Annotated in this window: 14 protein-coding genes and 1 tRNA gene; 3 read left to right on the forward strand and 12 right to left on the reverse strand. The window is 67.5% G+C overall.

Annotated features, from left to right (window positions below; all coding sequences use genetic code 11):
* Positions 1-617: 617 nt before the first annotated feature.
* A complete protein-coding gene (locus tag GXY15_10685; GenBank protein NLV41678.1) occupies positions 618-2,015 on the forward strand; it encodes a cysteine--tRNA ligase in 1,398 nt (465 codons plus the stop codon).
* A 61-nt stretch (positions 2,016-2,076) separates the two neighbouring features.
* Here GXY15_10685 and GXY15_10690 read toward each other — a convergent pair whose 3' ends face one another.
* The 10 genes from GXY15_10690 to GXY15_10735 form a co-directional block, all read right to left on the reverse strand.
* A complete protein-coding gene (locus GXY15_10690; GenBank protein NLV41679.1) occupies positions 2,077-2,961 on the reverse strand; it encodes a radical SAM protein in 885 nt (294 codons plus the stop codon).
* On the reverse strand, positions 2,951-3,421 hold the full coding sequence (locus tag GXY15_10695) for an RDD family protein (protein ID NLV41680.1): 471 nt from the start codon (positions 3,419-3,421) through the stop codon (positions 2,951-2,953). The genes GXY15_10690 and GXY15_10695 overlap by 11 nt, the downstream gene beginning before the upstream one ends.
* Complete coding sequence (locus tag GXY15_10700; protein ID NLV41681.1) at positions 3,418-5,082, reverse strand: LamG domain-containing protein; 1,665 nt, start codon at positions 5,080-5,082, stop codon at positions 3,418-3,420. The genes GXY15_10695 and GXY15_10700 overlap by 4 nt, the downstream gene beginning before the upstream one ends.
* 180 nt (positions 5,083-5,262) lie before the next feature.
* The gene (locus GXY15_10705) at positions 5,263-6,717 is read right to left on the reverse strand and encodes a sulfatase (protein ID NLV41682.1); all 1,455 of its coding nucleotides are present in this window, start codon (positions 6,715-6,717) and stop codon (positions 5,263-5,265) included.
* Positions 6,718-7,032: 315 nt separating this feature from the next.
* The gene (locus GXY15_10710) at positions 7,033-9,096 is read right to left on the reverse strand and encodes a carboxylesterase family protein (GenBank protein ID NLV41683.1); all 2,064 of its coding nucleotides are present in this window, start codon (positions 9,094-9,096) and stop codon (positions 7,033-7,035) included.
* Positions 9,097-9,133: 37 nt separating this feature from the next.
* A complete protein-coding gene (locus GXY15_10715; GenBank protein ID NLV41684.1) occupies positions 9,134-11,170 on the reverse strand; it encodes a hypothetical protein in 2,037 nt (678 codons plus the stop codon).
* Positions 11,171-11,265: 95 nt separating this feature from the next.
* Positions 11,266-12,852, reverse strand: a complete 1,587-nt coding sequence (locus tag GXY15_10720) for an MFS transporter (protein ID NLV41685.1) — start codon at positions 12,850-12,852, stop codon at positions 11,266-11,268.
* A gap of 363 nt (positions 12,853-13,215) precedes the next feature.
* Positions 13,216-13,593: a GxxExxY protein gene (locus GXY15_10725; protein ID NLV41686.1), complete on the reverse strand. Its 378-nt coding sequence runs from the start codon at positions 13,591-13,593 to the stop codon at positions 13,216-13,218.
* 301 nt (positions 13,594-13,894) lie between these two features.
* Positions 13,895-16,306 carry a family 78 glycoside hydrolase catalytic domain gene (locus GXY15_10730; protein NLV41687.1) on the reverse strand — a complete coding sequence of 804 codons (2,412 nt, stop codon included), beginning with the start codon at positions 16,304-16,306 and terminating at the stop codon, positions 13,895-13,897.
* Positions 16,307-16,653: 347 nt separating this feature from the next.
* The gene (locus tag GXY15_10735) at positions 16,654-17,094 is read right to left on the reverse strand and encodes a BLUF domain-containing protein (GenBank protein NLV41688.1); all 441 of its coding nucleotides are present in this window, start codon (positions 17,092-17,094) and stop codon (positions 16,654-16,656) included.
* Positions 17,095-17,293: 199 nt separating this feature from the next.
* Here GXY15_10735 and GXY15_10740 point away from each other — a divergent pair, with 199 nt between their 5' ends.
* Positions 17,294-17,842 carry a lipocalin family protein gene (locus GXY15_10740; protein NLV41689.1) on the forward strand — a complete coding sequence of 183 codons (549 nt, stop codon included), beginning with the start codon at positions 17,294-17,296 and terminating at the stop codon, positions 17,840-17,842.
* Between the two features lie 244 nt (positions 17,843-18,086).
* Here the strand turns inward: GXY15_10740 and GXY15_10745 are convergent, their stop codons facing one another.
* Together GXY15_10745 and GXY15_10750 are read right to left on the reverse strand one after the other, a co-directional pair.
* On the reverse strand, positions 18,087-18,494 hold the full coding sequence (locus GXY15_10745; GenBank protein NLV41690.1) for a DUF2177 family protein: 408 nt from the start codon (positions 18,492-18,494) through the stop codon (positions 18,087-18,089).
* A complete protein-coding gene (locus GXY15_10750) occupies positions 18,494-19,123 on the reverse strand; it encodes a heme-binding protein (GenBank protein ID NLV41691.1) in 630 nt (209 codons plus the stop codon). Before GXY15_10750 ends, GXY15_10745 begins: the two co-directional genes overlap by 1 nt.
* A gap of 168 nt (positions 19,124-19,291) precedes the next feature.
* On the opposite strand from GXY15_10750, the gene GXY15_10755 reads away from it, so the two are divergent.
* Positions 19,292-19,365, forward strand: a tRNA-His gene (locus GXY15_10755).

The raw sequence follows: 19,365 nt of genomic DNA on the forward strand, positions 1-19,365 counted from the left end.
GAGCACGAGATGGCCGCGCTTCGCTCGCCATGACGGGTTGCGGCAGGTTGTGGCGAGAACGAGATGGCTTCGCTTCGCTCGCCATGACGCGTTTGTGCAGGGGTATAAAGAAGACCGCCGCTCACCGCGTCATTGCGAGTCGGCCGCCCCGGGCCGACGTGGCAATCTCTTGTCGGAAGACCCTCCTGCGCTGTCCCGTCACCCCCGCGAAAGCGGGGGTCCAGGCCTTCGACGCGCGACATCATCTGTCACGCCAGGATGGATTCCCGCGTGCGCGGGAATGACGGCGGGGGGGAGCTGGGGGGATGAAAATACTCAAGCGGGAGGAACGCCTGTGGTCCCGCCCCCCTGGGATCGCCAAGCTCCAGCTTGGCACTCGGGGAAACATGCCGAGGAGAGGCCCGCGCGCAAAGACCGAAGAGGCCAGGCTAGAGCCTGGCGATCCCAGGGGGGCGCGTGGTCTGGGGAATGGAGGAAGCTGAAGTCGTGGCGGGAGCATGACGGCCGGATCGCGTTCCCTCGGCTATCCCGGGAACTCCGGGCATGGCCCGGGGGCGCGGCGGTTTAGTATACTTTCGGCGTTTCCGCAGGCCGCATTTCACAAGGATGACCCGAACATGACGCTGCGCTTTCAGAACACGGAGTCCCGGACGAAGCAGGAGTTCACCCCGCTGGAGCCGGGGAAGGTCTCGCTGTACACCTGCGGGCCGACGATCTACAATTTCGCCCACATCGGCAACTTCCGGGCCTATGTCTTCGAGGACCTGCTGCGGCGCTATCTGGAGTACCGGGGCTACGCCGTGACGCACGTCATGAACCTCACGGACGTGGAGGACAAGCTAATCCGCACGTGCCGTGAGACGGGCGAGCCGCTGAAATCGGTCACGGAGCGCTACGCGGCCGCGTTCTTCGAGGATGTGAAGGCCCTCGGCATTCTCCCGGCCCACCGCTACCCGGCGGCGACGGACCACATCCCCGAGATGGTGGAGATGATCAAGGTTCTCCGCGACAAGGGCCACACCTACGAGGACCGGGGGAGCATCTACTTCAAGCTGGGCACCTTCCCGCGCTACGGCCGCCTGAGCCACATGGACCTCGACCAGCTCCGCACGGGCGCGAGCGGGCGCGTGGACGCGGACGAGTACGAGGCCGAGGAGGCGCGCGACTTCGCCCTGTGGAAGGCCTGGGACGAGAACGACGGGGAGGTCTACTGGGAGACCGAGCTGGGCAAGGGCCGCCCCGGCTGGCACATCGAGTGCTCCGCCATGAGCACCAAGTACCTCGGCCCCCGCCTCGACATCCACTGCGGCGGCGTGGACAACATCTTCCCCCACCACGAGAACGAGATCGCCCAGTCCGAGTGCTGCTCCGGCCAGACCTTTGTCAACTGCTGGCTCCACTGCGCCCACCTCGTCGTCGAGGGGCGCAAGATGTCCAAGTCCCTCGGCAACTTCTTTACCCTGCGCGACCTGCTTGAGAAGGGCCACGACCCCCAGGCCATCCGCTGGGTCCTCATCGCCACGCACTACCGCCAGCCCAACAACTTCTCCTTCGACGCCCTCGACGGCGCGAAGCAGGCGCTCAACCGCCTGCGCGACTTCCGCCTGCGCCTCGGCGAGGCGAAGGGCCCCGGCGACGCCCTTCAGGCCGAGTGTGACGCCTGCCGCGCCGCCTTTGAAGAGGCCATGGACGACGACCTGAACATCTCCGGCGCCCTCGGCGCGGTGTTCAACTTCGTCCGCGACGTCAACAAGGCCCTCGACGACGGCCGCGCCGGCGCCGAAGGCGCGAAGAACGCCCTCGCCCTTCTCGACCGGCTGAACGCCGTCACCAACCTCTTCGCCCCCTTCGGCGAGGAGAGCGCCCCCGCCGACATCCTCGAAAAGGTCATGGCCCGCCAGCAGGCCCGCCGCCAGAAAGACTTCGCCCTCTCCGACCGCCTCCGCGACGAGGTCCTCGCCGCCGGATGGGTCATCGAGGACACGCCGTCCGGGCCGAGGGTGAAGAGGGGGTAGGGTTTAGGGTCGAGGGTTTGGGGTTTAGGGTTTAGGGTGCGGGGAGGCTTTCCCGGCGGGCTCACAGGAACATGGCCTGGTCTTCGTCGCAGACGCTGGTGACCTGGTCGCGCGCGCGGGGGAGGAGGGCGTCGAGCTGGGCGAGCAGCGCGGCTTGGTCGCGCGGGAGGCGCCCGCCGAGGGCGATGAGGTTGGACACGTGGTTCATGCGGAACAGCGTGTCGTCCAGTTCCAGCCCGGCGAGCATGTCGCGGGCCTCGCGCAGGATTTCGCGGTCCGTGAGCGGCTGAAACGACCCCTCGCGGGTCCACGTCATCAGGGCGGTGTGCGGCACGATCATGGCCGTCAGGAAGGAGAGGTATCGGGGCCGCATCCGGTTGACGACGGCGATGGTCCCGGCCACGTGGTCCGCCGTGAGCGCGCGGCCGCCCGCCCCCAGCAGCACGATGGCCGACAGGTCCATGCCCGCCGCGCGCGCCTTCTCCGCCATGCCCGCCATGTCCTCCGGCGTCGCCCCCTTGCGGATGCGCTCGAGCACCGCCGCGCCCCCGCTCTCCAGCCCGAGATAGCACAGGGAAAAGCGCAGCTCCCGGAGCCGCGCCAGCTCCTCCGGCGACAGCCGCAGAATGTCCCGGGCGTTCGTGTATGCGGAAATCCGCTCCAGCGAGGGAAAGCGCCGGACGATGTGCGCGCACAGCGCGGAAAACGTGTCATAGCCCGCGCTCAGGGCGTCGCCGTCGCACACAAACACCCGCCGCGCCCGCGGCCACAGCCGCGCCGATGCGTCCACATCCTCCATCACCTCCTCCAGCGGCCGCACGCGGTGTTTCTTGTCCGCGTACATGGCGCAGAAGGCGCAGCGGTTGTGGCTGCACCCCACGGTCAGCTGGATCAGCACGCTCTCCGCCTCGCTCGGCGGACGGTATATCCGGCCCTCAAAGCGCATGGGGGGACTCCGGTTGGGAAGACTGCTGCCGGGAAACATCCACGACCACGGTGTCGCACAGGACGTCATGCAGGGTGCGGCGCTCGGGGTCCGTGAGGGCCGCGGCGTAGCCCAGGCCGAGGGTCAGACGGCTGAGCCATTCGGCGAGGCTGCGGCACAGGGCACGGCGCCAGCCGACGGGCGCGCCGTCGGGCCGCGTCACGCGCATGCCCAGGAGCAGCTTGCCGGGGGTGCCGCCGAGCCACGCGGTGAAGACGGTGTCGTAGGCGTGGTGGGCCGCCCACCCGCCTACCAGCAGCAGGGGCATAAATTTCGGGTCCTTGACGGCGAGGCCCGCCCCATAGACCAGCGCCGCATGGATCAGGGCGCGCAGGCCGGTGTAGGCCGCCATGTCGGCGAGTTTTGCGCCGACGCGGTTCCCCGGCTCGGCGTAGACCCTTCTCGTGGCGGAGTCGTTCATTTTGCGGCGGCCCCTTCATCGGGGGAAAGCGCGCGCGGGGAGATGCGGAGGTTGCGCATCCAGCCGTGGAAGTAGTCCGACGCGCCGAAGCCGATGCGGAGGGGGATGCCGCCGCCGAGGTCGTAGTCGGCGGCGTCGAAAGGCGCGCTTTCTGCCACCTGCGTCCTGTCCACGTACAGGAACAGGCGTTCGCCCCGGCGGACGGCGTCGAGGCGCCGCCATCCCGTGGGCAGGGCGCGGTCGTCGGTCACGCAGCGTCCTGCCTCCAGGCTGAAGACCCGGCCCGAGGGCAGGGTGCCGCAGAAGAGCCGCCCCTGGTAAAGGGCCATGGACCATGCGCGGCGGTACTTGTTGTCCGAGGCGTCGAGCACCTGGCCCACGGGCGTCCAGGTGTCCGCGCCGTCAAGGCGGTAGACGCGGGCGGAGGGCAGCGTGCCCGTGTAGAGTTTTCCGTTGTAGACCATCATCCCCATCGTCTCCAGCTCGTCCCCGGGCCGGCCGCGCAGCCGCCAGACGCCGCTCCGGTCCAGGCGGTGGACGTGGGCCTCCGGCCACGTGGACAGGTGCAGCTCGCCGCCGTACACGGCGAAGCTGTAGTCCTGCTGGATGGGCGGGGTGATCGTCCCGCCGATATGGGAGAACCCCTTCCCGTCGTAGCGGAAGGGGCCGCCAGGCGCGTCGTAGGACACCATGTGCAGCGCGCCGTTGAACACGCAGGGGTTCAGCACGCGCCGCCCCGGGTTCCCGCAGTAGGTCCAGGTCTCGCCGCCCCCGTACCGGTAGAGGCCGAAGCCCTCCTGCTTCAGCGTGGTCGCGTGGAGCGCGCCCTGGAACACCGCCAGCCCGCCCAGCGTGGCCGCCGTGCCCGTTTCCGGGTTGGACAGTTCGCCGCAGAAGGTCCACGCCGTGCCGCCGTCGTACCGGTAGACCTTGCCGCCCGGCGTGGTGTTCGGCGACGCCGCCATGGCGGACCCGGTGGTGTCGTACCGTGACGTCCCCGCATAGAGCGCGCCGTTGTGCACGGCCAGCGCGGCGACGGCGTTGCTGCCGTCGGGGCTGCCGCAGTCCTCCCAGCGGTCGCCGCCCGCGTACCGCCACACATGCCCGGCCCCGCCCTCGTGGGCCTCGCAGGTCGCCGCGTACAGCGCCCCGTCATGCACCGCGAATCCGAAGACAAACACGGCCTGCCCCGGCCGCCCGCAGTCGGTCCATTCCGGCTCCAGTTGGCCGTTGTCCACGCCGAAATACGCATTGCGGTGGTTTGGCTGGGAGTTCGCCACGCCGGAATACGAGGCGATGCCGAAGTTCAGCCCGCGCCGGGTGTCGGGGTCGAAACACCCCAGAATGTCCCCCGGCGCGTCGTCCAGCGGCTCCTCCACAAAGACCTCCACGGACACCGTGAAATCCCCCGCGCCGAAGGTGGGTGCATGGTCCGCGGGCACCTCCAGAAAGGCGGACACCCCGTCAAACCGCGCGGCGCGCGCCCCGTCCGGCGCCGGGACATCAAAGACCACCCCGTGGTTCACCGTGGGCAGGTCGTTCCCGGAATGGTCACGGGCGTCGTCCACAAGGGGCCAATGCCCCTCCGCGCCCAGCGCCGAAGCGGCGAATACCAGTCCCGCGCAGACACCCCCCAAGATCGTGTGGATGTGCACTCTCATGTCCTCCTCATGCCCTGCTGCGGTTGCGTGAGTTCTTTAAGAGTTTTGGAACCACCGATGAACACCGATGAACTGTGATGGAAGAGAAGAAGAGGCATGGCCCAACCGTGAAACGCCGTTCTTCCTCCTTTTCTTGCTTCCTCATCGGTGTTCATCACTGTTCATCGGTGGTTGCTTTTTTCATTTCCCCTCGGCGGCCCAGGCTTTCATCTGCGCGATGTTCTTCTCCAGGATGCGGACATAGTCCGGGTTTCGCTTCTGGCTTGCGAGGTAGACCGCCATGTCATCGTCGTAGGCCGCCTCCGTTTCCGGGGCTTGCCCCCTGTCGCCGGTGTCGCGGATCCACTGGTCCAGAATGCCGCGCAGTTCCGCGAGGGTTTCCGCGTGGGCGGGGTCGTCCGCGAGGTTGTTCAGTTCCCACGGGTCCGTCGCGCGGTCGTAGAGCTCCTCTTTCGGACGCGGCGCGGCAAACATCCGCTCCGCCGGGTGCCCCGCCAGTTTCCCCTCCGCGTGCAGCTCGCGCAGACGGACAAGAATCGCCTTGCCGTCCTTATAGGCGTTCGGCTGGAGGTGCGGGCGTTCGGGGTAGAAGTTGCGGATGTAGGTGAAGGTGCCCTTGCGCACGCTGCGGAGACGCTCGACCGTCTCGTCGCAGCGGTCGCGGGCGGACACCACAAAGTCGCGCGGGCGGGCCTCCGGCCCGAAGAGCGGCCGTCCCTCCATGCAGTCCGGCACGGGGATGCCCGCGAAGTGCAGGGACGTGGCCGCCAGGTCTATGTGGGCGATGAAGTCCTTCCGGACCTCTCCGGCGGGCACGCGGCCCGGCGCCCACACGATGAACGGGACCCGCGTCCCCTCCTCATACAGGAACTGCTTGCCCCGGGCGTGGCTGATGCCGTGGTCCGTGAGGAAGAAGACCACCGTGTTCTCCGCCAGTCCGTCGGCGCGCAGGCGCGCCATGATCTCGCCCACCTCCCGGTCCACCTCCAGCACGGAGTTCAGGTACTCCGCCCAGTCCTCGCGCATCACCGGGTCGTCGGGGTAGTACGGCGGCAGCGTCACCGCATCCGGCGACACGGGGTTGGGAACCTTTGCGTTCCGCTTCTTGCCGCCGTGGAGCTGGAACTGCATGAAGAAGGGCTGGCCCGGCGCCCGGCCCGTGTAGTCCTTTCCGTCATACAGCGCGCCGGAATAGGTGAAGTTGTAGTCCGTCTTTCCAAGCGCGTCCGCCGCCGGGTTGGCGCCGTTGCAGACGTGGTAGCCGGCCTCGCGGAACAGCTCCGGCACGGGCCGAACGGGCGGGGTCAGGTCGTTTTTGAGCTTCCCTCGAAAGCTCCGGTGGTTGTGCGCGCCGATGGTGGTCTGGTACATGCCCGTGATCAGGGCCGACCGGCTCGGCGAGCACACCGGACAGGTGACGTACGCCGCGTCAAAGACCGTCCCCTCGCGGGCCAGCCGGTCCACGTTCGGGGTGGCGATGGTCTTCTCCCCCTGGTAGCCGAAATGGCACGACATGTCCTCGGCGAGAATCCACACGATGTTCGGGCGGTCCTGCGCCGCCCGCGCGGGCGCGCGGCCCAGCAGCAGGGACAGCGCCCCCGCGCCGCCCGCCTTCAGAAAAGACCGTCTTTTCATGGGGTATCCTTTGTTCGCGGAACGCCGGGCCATTATGACGAAGAACCCGGTGCGCCTCAAGAAGCTTCCGGGCCGCGGGGACACGGGTGAACGGAGGACCCGCAAGCAGAGCTTGCGGGAAGAAAGGCGGCGGCAAGCCACCGCACTCCAAGGCGCTTCGCGCTTTTCAGCACCGGGCTCACGCGTCGGGAACGGCACCATGGTGCGGACACACCCGTCTTCCGGTCGTGCGCGCAACGCGCGCCTTGGAGTGCGGCAGCTTGCTGCCGCCTTTCTTCGCGCAGGCTTGCCCGCGCGTTGCGCGAACGGCGCAGATCACTTCGTCAATGCCTCAATCAGAAATACCGCAATGGACGCGTGCCGCGCCCCGGGCGCGCCGGGATAGAAGAACTCGCAGGGCACCCCCGCCGCGCGGCAGCGCTCCTGGAATTTCACGCCGTAGTTGGACGTGTGGGTGGGGTCTTTCTGATCCTGCCCGGGCGTCGGGGCCTCGCGGTAACGGAGGTACAGCGTCGGATCGTCCGAAGAGACCAGTTCCCAGGGCGAATAGGCGCGGATCCACGGCAGGATCTCTTCGCGGCGGGCCAGAAACTCGGCAAAGCGGGTGTCGCGGGTGGTGAGGTCCCTGGGGTCCATGAACCCGAAGGCATGGCCGCCGTAGCGGCTGTTGGGCGTCCATTCGCGGAGCTGCGCCGGGTCGAGGGAGGTCTGCGCGCGGTCCACGGCGGCGCACCAGAGCCGGGTGGACTCCCGCGCCACGGGGTCCGCGCTGTCCGGGTCCGCGAGGTCGTCGTGCAGGGCGAGGTACAGGCTGGAGCACGCCCCGGCGGAGGTGCCGGTCGCGCCGATCCGCCGCTTGTCAATATTCCACTCGTCCGCGCGGCTCCGCACAAACTGCAGGGCGCGGGCGGCGTCCTCCAGGGGCCACGCCACCGGCGGCGTCACCCCCGCCAGCTGGGCCTGCCAGGTGTAGCGGTAGTTGATGGAGACCACCGATATGCCCGCGGCCAGATAGGCCTCCGGGTCCGGCACCTCTGACTTCTCGCCGTTTACCCAGCCGCCGCCGTGGATGTGCATCACCACGGGCGCGGGCCCCCCGGGGGCGGCCTGGTAGAAGTCCAGCACCTGCCGCCCGTGCGGGCCGTAGGCGACGTTGGCCTGTGTGGGGGCGCGCCGCGGGGACGCCGTCTCAACCGGCGCGCTTCCGGGGCGCCACTGCGGCCACATCGCGGCGCGGCCCGCCGCCAGGTCCGTGACGCGCGTCTCTTTTCCGGTGGTCAGGTCCCGCACAAACAACTGCCGGACCCCGTTCCGCAGGGAGCCGTAGGCCAGCCACCGCCCGTCCGGCGAGGGCGTCGGATGGTAGTGCAGCGTGCCCGCGGGGCGGGTGGTCACCTGTTCCGCCGCCCCCTCCAGCGTGGTCCGGAACAGTTCCACGCTCTCCCCGACCCGGGCCGTGTACCACACCGACCGGCCGTCGGCGGACCACACCGGCGTGTCGCTGCTCCCCTCGTGGAAGTCGGGAACGTCGAGGAAGAGGATCCATCCCTGGTATCCGTTGAGGTCCGCCAGTTTGCGCAGGCCGGTTCCGTCGCCCCGCACCACGTGCGGGTTGCTCTTCCCGTGTTCCCCGCTGGAAAAGAGGATCCATTCCCCGTCGGGCGACCAGCGCGGACCGAAGTTGAAGGGGTTGCCGGTCTCCGCCCGCCGCTTGTCCGTGCCGTCGGCGTTGGCGATGTGGATCTGGTAGTCCTCGTGGTAGCTGATGCGTTTCCCGTCGGGGGACGCGCTGTAGCCGTAGGCAAAGCCGCCGCCCTCGCCGGACACGTCGCGCTTGTTGCGGCCGTCGGCGTCCATGACAAAGGGCTTCGAGACGCCGTCCACGAGGGCGGTGAACCCCATGCGGCCGTCGGGCAGGAAGAACAGCCCGCCGTTGTAGTGGCTGACCCGGTCCACGGCGGTGGCGTTGAACACCGCGCCCGTCTCCAGGTCCACGAGGCAGCAGTCCAGGGACCATTTCCCCGGCTCCATGCGGAAGGTCTTGTGCTCCTCCTCCCAGCGGGCGTTCTCCGGATCCTGCCAGCCCCGGCAGACCACCGCCCGCGTTCCGTCCGGCGACCATCCGGCGAACTGGGTCCAGACATCCGGCCCGTCCGCCAGCTCCCCGCCCACCTCCCGGCGGCCCATTCCGTTTGCGTTCACTGTGAACGCCCGCATGGTGCGCACGTTCGCGTGCCGGCCCCCGGGCAGGTCCGTCCGCAGTTCCGTATACCCGAGCATCGGGGGAAACGCGAAGGCCGCCCCCGAAAGGAGAAGAAACACGGTCAGCGCCGCCGACCCGCCGAGGAGTCCCCGGCGTGTCAGCCCGTCGTGTCCCATCGCATGCTCCTTTCCGCGCGGGGCGCGCTCAGGCATTCTATTTCCCGCCGAGGCAGTTTTCCAGTTCGGCGAAGTCGGCGTCGTTCCGGGCCGGGTCGAAGTTCAGGGCCGCCTCGCAGGCAAGCAGCTCCTGATGCTCCGCCGCCATGCGGCCGCGGAGCTCCTTGTCCGGCGCGGCGACGTAGATTCCCACCAGCGACCGGGTGTCGGTGATCTCCACCCCGCCGTCCTTCGCCGTCCAGGAGACATCGTGGACCCCGTCGGCGTCCATGCGGAACACGTCGGCGGGCGCGCCCAGATACGCGGGCAGCGCGAAGGCGAACACCGCGGCCCGCGGCGGGCCGAACTGGAACACGCGGGCCTTGCGGTCGGCGTCGTAGTCGAGGTCCAGGGCGAAGAGCAGCGCCCCGCGCGGGCAGGCCACGGAGTTGAGGTCCCAGTCCGGCCTGCCGTCCGCCTTTTTTACACGCTCGTGCCGGTAGGCGTCGCCCTCCAGCAGGAAGTCGTCCATCATCCGCATCTCGCGGCCCACGCGCCCCAGTTCGTCCAGCGTGTCGCGCCACTTCACCAGCGTCTTGAGGCTCAGGTTGAACCAGTAGAGCGAGGTGATGCGGGTGGACAGGGCATGGTGCGCCTGGAGGCGCAGCTCCTCGGGCGTGGGCGAGGTGCGCTTGCGGCCGCCGTAGACGCCCCAGCCCTCGTGGGGCCCCTGCGACCAGTACGCGCAGGGCATGGGGCGGCTCATTTCGCGCAGGGACCGGCTCATGTCGCCGATGGTCTCCAGCGGGGAGCCCCAGTAGATTTTGCCGCCCGTCCACCGGTCGTACTTCCACCAGGCGTCCGCCGACGGCGCGGTGACGCGGTAGGCGTCGTAGTGCGTGAAGTCGCCCAGGCCCGCATAGTCGCGCCAGATGCGCTCCTCACTGTTCGTGAGCGTGGTGGCCAGGCGCGTGGACGCGTAGGGATAAAGCTTCTCCCACACCTCCTGCGGCGGAACGGGCCGCCCGCCGCCGTACTGCGGCTCGCCCAGGCACTCCACCCCGTGGATGCGCGGCAGCAGCCCGTCCGTGTCGTACTGCGCGGGATCGAGGCAGTTGAAGTACTTGAGCGGGTACTTCGCGTACAGTTCGGTGTCCGTGTATCCGGGCACCGAGGCCGTGTGCGCCGTGTTCACGTAGAAGCGCTTGAGTGTCTTAAGGAACGCTTCGCTCTTGAGCGCGTCGTTGCTGCCCACCCAGCCGCCGGAGATGTCGAACACCTCCTTGCGGACCCGCAGGTGGCCCCACAGGGAAAACTCGTTTCCGCCCGAGGCCACGGTCACCTCCACCACCGCGTAGGTCAGGGGGAGCGGGCCGGTCTGGGCGGTGAACCCGCCCCGGTCCTTGGATGGAATGCTTTGGTGGCCGTTGAAGGGCGTGATCACCGCCAGCGGCGGCTGCGCCGCCAGCACGCGCGGGTTCTTCGGGTCCAGGGGCAGCCACAGGCGGCACCCGCGCATTTCAAGCGGCGCGGCGGCGTCGTTGGCCAGGTGCACCACCAGTGTGTCGGGGCGGACATCCGCCTCCGGCCCGAGGAAGGTGATCGCGGAAATCCACTGTCTCGGCGCGGCAATTTCAAGATCCCGCGCCAGCCACGGGGCGTCCTCGGGACCCAGCGCCAGCGCGCAGGCGCCGCCGGGGCCGAAGGGCGTCCTGCGGCCGTTGAAGGTCCACACCGTCATGGTGTCAGGCGCGAGGACCAGCGTCCCCACCTGCGGCGCGGCGGGCGTGTCATGCCACGCCCAGTCCTCCGAAGCCAGCAGATCCGCCGGGGCCCTTCCGCCGAACAGCAGTCGCGACGCCGCGTCCACGGTCACCGCCTCCTTCGAGGCGTTGCGCAGGAACAGTTGCACCCGCGCGCCGTCGGCGGGCTCCGGCGCCTTGGTGTAGCGCATCGTGTCCAGCATCAGGTGCGGCGCCACGGCGACGCCGTCCAGCGACAGCGCGCCCGGCGCGGCGAAAGCCGTTCCGGCGGCCAGCAGGGACAATGCAACGGCGCCAATGGGTCGAACGAATGAAAGCACGCCCTTTGTCATGGGGACTCCTTCTCCTCTGTTTCAGAGGGAGGGGGACGCGTGACGGCCACATGTGTGGCCGCCCGCGCACACGTCCGGGTTTCGCCCCGCCGGCATCAGTCGCGCGCCCGCGCGTTCCACAGGAAACACGACAGCACCAGCGAGACCACCGCGGACCCGATCCAAAAGGTCATGGCCGCGCTGAAGTCATGGGTGGTCGCCCCGGTTTCCGACACGGTCATGCCGGCCTGGATCAGCCGCCCGCTCACCTGCTCCTGGAGCGTTGCGCCGATGTAGCTGCAAATGCCCACCACCCCCATGGCCGCGCCGCTGGCCTTCTTGGAGCAGATGTCTATGGCGATCAACCCGCCCAGAAACGCGATGAGGCAGCCGATGCCCATGCCGTAGATGGACGCGCCGACCAGATGCTGGATCTGGTAGTTCTTGAACACGCGGAGCCGGTCGCCGGCGTCCACCACGCGGCAGCCGCCCCAGCCGGAAAACCAGGAGTTCGACCGGAGCACCCATCCCGGGGCTTTTTCATCCCCGGTGACGGAGAACCGGGTGGCATCGTCCGTGGAAACGCCCAGTTCGGCAAGCGCCGCCCGCAGGGCGGGGTCCACGGCCCCCTCCGCATGGAGGTGGGGGCGCATGCCAACCGGAAGGTCGCCAAGGTCGGTCGAGGGGGTGACGGCAAAGAGGGCGAGTCCGCCCACCGTGAAGATGCCGCTGGCGATGGTGACCACGGACCGCCGCGACTTGAAGAAGATGTCGGAAATGAACCCGGAGGCCACCGTGCCGACAGTCTCGAGCACCTTGGCAAGGCTCAACAGGCCGCCGGCGGCCAGGAGCGAGTATTCTTTGGTCTCCTGGAGGTACAGCACCCCCCAGCTGTTCATCCCGTAGCGCGTGATGTACATGGCCAGCGAGGCGAGGCAGACGATCCAGACATAGGGGTTGCGGAAGACCTCCCGCTGCGCCTGCGCCGTGGTCAGCGGCACCGCCGAGGGATCCGACGCGTGGTCGTTCCGGTAGTCCGCCACGTTGGGCAGGCCGCAGGTCTCGGGGCGGTCGGAGAGCGTCTTGTACATGACCAGCGCGGCCACCCCCGCCAGCGCCGCCGCCGCCCAGAACCCGTAGCGCCAGCCCAGCCAGGTGACCACCCCGGCGGTCATGAAGAGGCTCAGCCCCTCGCCGATGCTGTGGGAGGCGCTCCAGAAGCTGTACCACGAGCCGCGCTCGCGGTTGCTGAACCACTGGGACAGCGCCACACCGGAGGGCACCGCGCCCATGGACTGGAACCAGCCGTGCAGCCCCCACAGGAGGAAGAAGAGGGAGTAGTACTTGTTCGCGCCGAAGAGCGCCACCGTCACCGCCACCGCCATGAGCCCCGTCGCCATGAAGCGACGCACGTTTGCGCGGTCCGCGAGAAAGCCGTTAATGAACTTCCCCAGCGCGTAGGTGATCAGCAGGGCCGTGCCGATGTTGCCCATCTGCTGGACGTCCAGAATGCCCTCGTCCAGCATGGACTTCTTGGTGATGGCGAAGGACTGGCGGCACACGTAGAAGACGCTGTACCCCAGGAGAATGGAAAGGAACACGGACCAGCGTTTGATCCCGTAGAGCTGCCGCACCCGGGCCATGTCGCCGATGGGCGGGGCGTCCGGCCCCGTCGCAAACCAGTGCAGCACTCCACGCATCATTTCACCTTTCGTTCCTTGGGCCCCGTCCCGTTCCATCCCAGAAGATACACGGTTTGCGGGAAGGAATTCACCACGGAGGCACGGAGAGCGCGGAGAAGCACGAAAAAAGGGGAGAAACTGAACGGACCCTGGGGAGGGATCTCCGCATTTTGGGGAAAGCCTCCCCATGACTGCAAAAGACCGGGCAGGCGAAGCTCAGAATTCGGCTGGGCACCTTCTTCGTCTTACTAATCCGACTCCCGCCACAGACTGCAAATCCATGCCCGTTCCGGCCCTTTTCCATCATCCTCCAGACTTCCCGCCCCTATTTCATCTTCCGGTCCCGCCTTCTCCGCGCCCTCCGTGACTCCGTGGTAAGCAGCGTCAGAGAACGCGCCGCACAATTCCGTCCCGCAGCAGCGGCACATTGAAGTTGATGAGCAGTCCCACCTTCCATCCGCCAAGGCGGAGATAGGTCAGCAACTGCGCCTCGTGAATGGGTTCCATGGATGACACCGCCTTGATTTCGACGACCACCACCTCCTCGACCAACAGGTCCAGCCGGTACCCGCAGTCGAGGCGCGTCCCCTTGTACTCGACCGGGAGGGGAATCTGGCGCTGATGGGCGACGCCCCGCTCCCGCAGTTCGGCGCACAGGCACTCCTCATAGGCGGACTCCAGCAGGCCGGGCCCAAGCACCCGGTGCACCTCTATCGCCGCGCCGATAACCCGTTCCGTGATCTCCCCATGACAAAGCGGCATTTCAAGAATTCTCCCTCTTCACAGACTCGCTGAACGGTGTTTTCCCGATTCACCACGGAGACACGGAGGACACGGAGAAAGAAATTTTTTCTTTGGGAAAAAGGGCCTTGAGGCTGGCCGCAAAGTGCCTCCTTTCGGCCATCTTCCGTCTCTCTCCCACGTCATGAAAGCCGCGCCAATCCCCTCCGTCCGCTGCTGCAGGCCCTTTCCATTCTCTCTTTTCTTCCTCTTCTCGTTCCCTCTCCCGGACATTCTTTCCCTGGCCCTCTCCGTGCCCTCCGTGGCTCCGTGGTGAGTCTTCCTACCGGAAAGCCGCCGAGCCCGCCTGCGCCTCGAAGATCCGCCCGTCGGGCAGCACCACCTCGCCGGTCACGCCCTCCGGCAGGGTCACCTCCAGTTCAAAGGCCGGGGCCTTCCGCCAGCGCACGGTGATGTCGCCGAGGGGTGTGGGGACGGTCCCCTCCGCATGCTCCAGGTCGCCCGTCCACGGCTGTATCCGCACCCGAGCGAATCCCGGCGCGAGGGGCCGCACCCCGAGGATCATCTCCATGAACCGGTAGGTCGGCGTGGCGCTCCAGGCGTGGCACTCGCTGCGCGGGGCGTCGGGCGTCTCCCACCACGTCGTCGCGCCGAGGTCCAGCATCCCCTTCCAGCGGGCCATGTCCGCGATGATCTTCTCCTGCATGTCCAGCCGCTCCGCGGCCTCGTGCAGGTAGTGGGCGAAGTAGAACGTGGTGCCGCGGAGCGACGGGTCGTCGAACAGTTTCTCCGCGATCCGTTCCCGGCGCGCGTCGTCCGCCACGCCGAACAGCACGGCGAAGGTGTTGACGTGCTGGCTGAAGCTGCGCGTGGCGATCCCGTCGCGGTAGAGCCCAGCCGCCTCGTCCCACGCCTTCTCGTTGACGGCTGCCGCCACCGCCTCCGCCTGTTTACGGAACCGCTCCGCCGTCAGCGGGTCGTCGAGGGCGGTGAAGAGCCGCGCCGCGATGTCCAGCGCCCCTTTGTAGTGGATGGTGCTGAGGGTGCAGTTCTCGCCGTGTGCGTCCGGCACGCCGCTCTTCTCATAGGTCCAGTCGTAGAAGTTCCAGTAGGGCAGGTTCGCCGCGAACCCCTGGTCCGTCAGGTGGCGCTCGTAGAATCGCAGCACCGACGCCACGGTGTGCGCGCACTCGCGCACCAGCGACAGGTCGCCCGTGTGGAGGTAATAGTCGTCCAGCATCTGGATCCAGCAGAGGGAGTAGCCGGGGATCACCTGGAAGACGTGGTTGGGGTAGCGCGACTGCGTCAGGCCCTCGGGCAGCGAGGAGGCCTGAAGCTGCCTTATTGCGTTCGCCAGCAGCCGCGTGTCCCCGGACGCATAGAGCGTGATGAGCCCCTGGATGCGCGTGTCGCCGCCGTACTGGAGCCGCTCGTAGTAGGGGCAGTCCTGGAACGTGTCAAAGGCGCAGAGCCGCTGGGTGTTCCATCCGGTGCGCCAGATCTGGTTGAGCGTCTCGTCGGAGCAGGTGAAGCGCCCGCGCTCGGCAAAGGGATAGCCCGTCCAGCGGCGGGTCAGCCCGTGGACCGTGGCGTCCCCGCCGCGCACCGCCACCCGCACGAAGCGGAAGGTGCGGTGCAGGAAGGGCTCGTACTGCTGGCGGCCGTCGCGCAGGATGCACACGTCCGCGGAGCCCTCGATCCGGCGCTCCTCCAGCCGGTCTCGTCGGCCCTTCGCGCCGTCCAGTTCCGGCGCCTCGGCGTACATGACCTCCACCACCGTCCCCGCCGCGCCCTCGATGTCCAGCGAAACATAGCCGTTCACCAGCTCCCCGGCGTCCAGCACGAGATACCGGATGCCCCCGCCGCCGGGGGACACCCAGGGCAGGGACGGCGCTTCCGCGTCCGGAACGACCTCAAAGGGGAAGGGCGGCTCCTTCGCATTCCCCTTCACCACACCCGACTGCACCGGGACGCAGGCCGCGTCGGCGCGCACCTCCGGCGCGGGGATGCGCCGGGGGTACAGCTTCCAAGGGCTGGACGTGTCGGTCTGCTCGCCCCACTTCTCCGCGTCGCCGATCACCTTGGCGAGGGGCCATGCGCCGTCGTCAAACGAGGGAGCCGCGATTCCTTCGGGGATTTCCCGCGCGTCCACGCGCTCGTACCAGTAGGCCGCCCCGCCCGCGCGGCAGTTCTTCTTCCCCGCCGTGGTGTGGCCCGGACTGACCCACGCGCGCCACGTCCCGTCCGATTTCAGCGCCGGACTGTCGAACAGGAACCCCGGCTTCGCGCTGCACTGGAAATAGGGGATGCGGTTGGTCTCCAGGCCCCAGTACATGACCTCCGCCGCGGCAACGTTCTCCCCGGGTGTCACAAAGCCCGACAGGTCGAGGGTGTCATACACCTGGTGCAGCGGGTCGAAATGCGCCGGTCCCCGCGCCGCCTCCCGCCCGTTCACCCACAGGATGTACTGGCTGTCCGCCGACACCCGCACCCGGGCGAAGTCCGCAGGATCCTTCACCTCAAAGGGTTTCCGCACAAAGAACGCCTCCCCCGCCGCGTCGGAATGCAGCCCCGGCCCCGGTCCGATCCACGACGCCGAAAAGTCCGCCGGCGTTTCCTCCATGGAATAGGGCGCCCACGCGTTCCGCGCCGTCCCGTCCTCCGCAAACCCGCCCATGGCCAGTCCTCCGCACAGCAGCGCCAGCAGGCACGCGTCCGCGTTCCGTTTCGTCACCTTTCCAAACACATCAGGGTCCTCCCGGGGTTCCGCCGGGGCGCGCGGCCGCGCCCTCCCGTTATGTCACCACGCCGCCCAACCGGCATGGCAGGAAAGACCAGTATAATGCAGGCGCCCCGTCTTCTTCCCAAGTTCCCCACGCGTGGCATCCCCGCGCCAAGGAATGGACGTCGCGCAGGTGGTGCATGGGGTGGACAATGGGCGCGCCTGGGAGGGTGTGAACGTCCTTTCGCCTGCGCGCGCCTCTTCCGGTCCGGGCCCCCGCACTCTCTCATTTGCGGGGAGATTCCCCTGGATTGCGTCTGCTGGCACGCGTCTGGCGCTTATGACGCCGGCGAAAGCCCCTATCTGTCCTTCTGCCCGTCCAGTTGCGCCTGGCGCTGCCCCACAATGGCGATAAGGAAGCCGCGCGCCTCCTCCGACCCCAGGACAAAGGGGTCGAAGCGGCCGGAACACCCCGCCTGGGCCATCATTTCCGGAGTCAGGTCGTTCAGGCGCAAAAAGGCCATCGCCCAGCTACCGAACAGGCGCCGGTCCGTGTCGTGGTATTCCAGCAGGGTCACCCGGGTGTGCCGGTCATCGCGGAGGATGTTCGCGTACAGCTCGTTCACCACCTCCACCGGCCCCTCCAGGCACTGGAGGAAGAACTTGGGATCGTAGAAAAGGACGCCGGTAATCCCCTTGGCCAGATTGTTCCGGCGCGACACGGTGAGAATCCTCTGAAGGGACTCCATGTCGCACTCTTCCGTCATCCGGCTCACATAAATCAAACGTGCAAGTGACATTTTCTCGCCTCTCTTTCCGCGCCTGGGTTCCAGTCTCCGCCGCCTGGTGCCACCACGCATGGTAACTTCCCGCGCTGTTTTTTACAAACATCCCCGCCAAAGGCCCCATTCCCCGGGGAATCCCCGCCTCCGGCGGAATGAAGGCGGCGCCCGCCCTGTTTACTAAACCGGCGGTCAACCACACAGGAGGACAGAAACCATGAAAAGAGTGCTGCTTGCAACCGCGCTGATCGGCGCCGCGTTTGTCCCGCTTCAGGGCTGCGTGTGCGCGAACCCGCCCGAAACCGTCGCCGCCGTGGACATCAACCGCTACATGGGCCTCTGGTACGAGATCGCCAAGTACCCGTTCTTCTTCGAGCGAGGACTGGTGGGCGTCACGGCGGAATACAGCCTGAACGAAAATGGGACCGTCAAGGTCGTGAACCGCGGGTTCAAGGAGACCTTTGACGGGGAGCTTTCGGAAATCGAGGGCAAGGCCACCGTGGCGGACAAGGAAACCAACGCCAAACTGACCGTGCAGTTCGGCCCCTTCCCCGTGGGCATTTTCGGGTCCAACTACTGGATCATCATGCTCGGCGACGACTATGAGTACGCCGTGGTCTCCAGCAAATGCCGGGACACGCTGTGGATTCTCAGCCGCACCCCGCAGATGGACGAGGCGGTGTACAACGGCATCGTTGCGGAGCTTGACGCGCGCGGCTTCGACACGTCCAAGCTGGAGCCCATGCCCCAGCAGCCCGCCGCCTGACAAGAAACTTCTGGAGACGGTTTGGGGCCGCCCGCTAAGGGCGGCCCCTTTTATTTGGAGCTTGCAGGGGGGGAGGGATTTCATGGGGGAGGGGACACGGGCTTCCATCCCGCGATTCTTGAGACGGCTCCATGACCTAACACACGGGCTGGAAGCCCGTGCCACCTCCCCTGCATGCCTCCCGGCGTCTCACCCTGAAAACGCCCCGTCCTGTGGGAATGGCCCAGAAAAAAAACGTTCGGGTTTAGGGCAACAGCCGTGACAGCGCGTGGAGGGCCGCGGCGCAGCCGCCGCAAAGCAGCGTGCCCCAACAGACATCCACGACGGCGACGGACAGGGGCCACCCGCGCAGCACGGCCATATTGGTGGCGTCGTAGACGCCGTAGACGAGAAGGCCGAAGAGCGAACCGAACAGCAGCGCGGCGGGCAAACTTTGACCTGCCCGGGGAAGGACGAACACCACCAGCCCCGCCGAAAGCAGTGCCCAAGTCGCAAGAGCCGCCGGAATATTGGTCCTCACCGCACCGTCCACCACGTTCAGCAGCGGACCGATCCGCGCACGGAAAAAGGGGCCCAAGATGAGGGAGATCACCACGGCGTCCACCGCTGTGAGCAACACCCACCCGGCCAGCCACAGCGCTCCGGAACGCATCACAGGGGCACCTGAATTTCGTTGCGGCGCATGTAGAAGGGCGTCCAGGGCGGATCGTACTGCGCCACAAGGGCCGTCCCGGCCGCTTTCACCCCGTCGCGGTCGAGACTCTTGACAAGCTGTGCCCTCTTGCGCTCCACCCGTCTTTCCGTGGCGTACCCGCCGAACTTCAGCACGGCGAAGCGCCGCGCGGGCACCTCACGAAAGGCCATGTTGGGGTTGTTCGGCTTGGGCAGGGTTTCCAGCGTGTACTCCCTGGGCATGACGAAGGCGACGGTGTAGGTGTTTTTCCCCTCCCCCGCCTCCTGGATCACCGGTGCCGTCATGGCGATTTTCTCGGACTTCTCCTGGATCACCGGGGCGGTCATGGCCACCTTCTCGCTTTTGGTGTTGTTGCCGAAGATGTAGTCGGCCACCTGGCGAAAACCGCCGTACAGGGTGTCACGGTAGGCGCCCTCCAACGTCACCTCCGCGCGGATATACGGGGCATACTCGCGAATCTCATAGCCCCGTTTTTTCTCCACAACCGTGTAGGCCGGCTCTTGGATGCCCTTGGTGGACATGTAGCCCACCGCCGTCCATGCGCCCACCAGGGCGACCGCAATCCCGACCGCCAGTCCTGCCATCATTTTCACAAGCCTCCGTTTCATGCATCCCACCTTTCGTTTGCCCTGAAAACACGCCCCCGGCCGGCGCCATTCCGGCGCACTTCCAGAGAGGGCGGACACCGTCCCCGGCCGCAGCCCCGCATTTGCGCCCTGACAGAAAAAAGCGGTATACTTGGGCGTCGTTTTTGTGCCGGGGTAGCTCAGTTGGTCAGAGCGCTGGATTGTGGATCCAGAGGTCCTGGGTTCAACCCCCAGCCCCGGTA

It is taken from the genome of Candidatus Hydrogenedentota bacterium (assembly GCA_012730045.1).
GTDB lineage: Bacteria > Hydrogenedentota > Hydrogenedentia > Hydrogenedentales > CAITNO01 > JAAYBR01.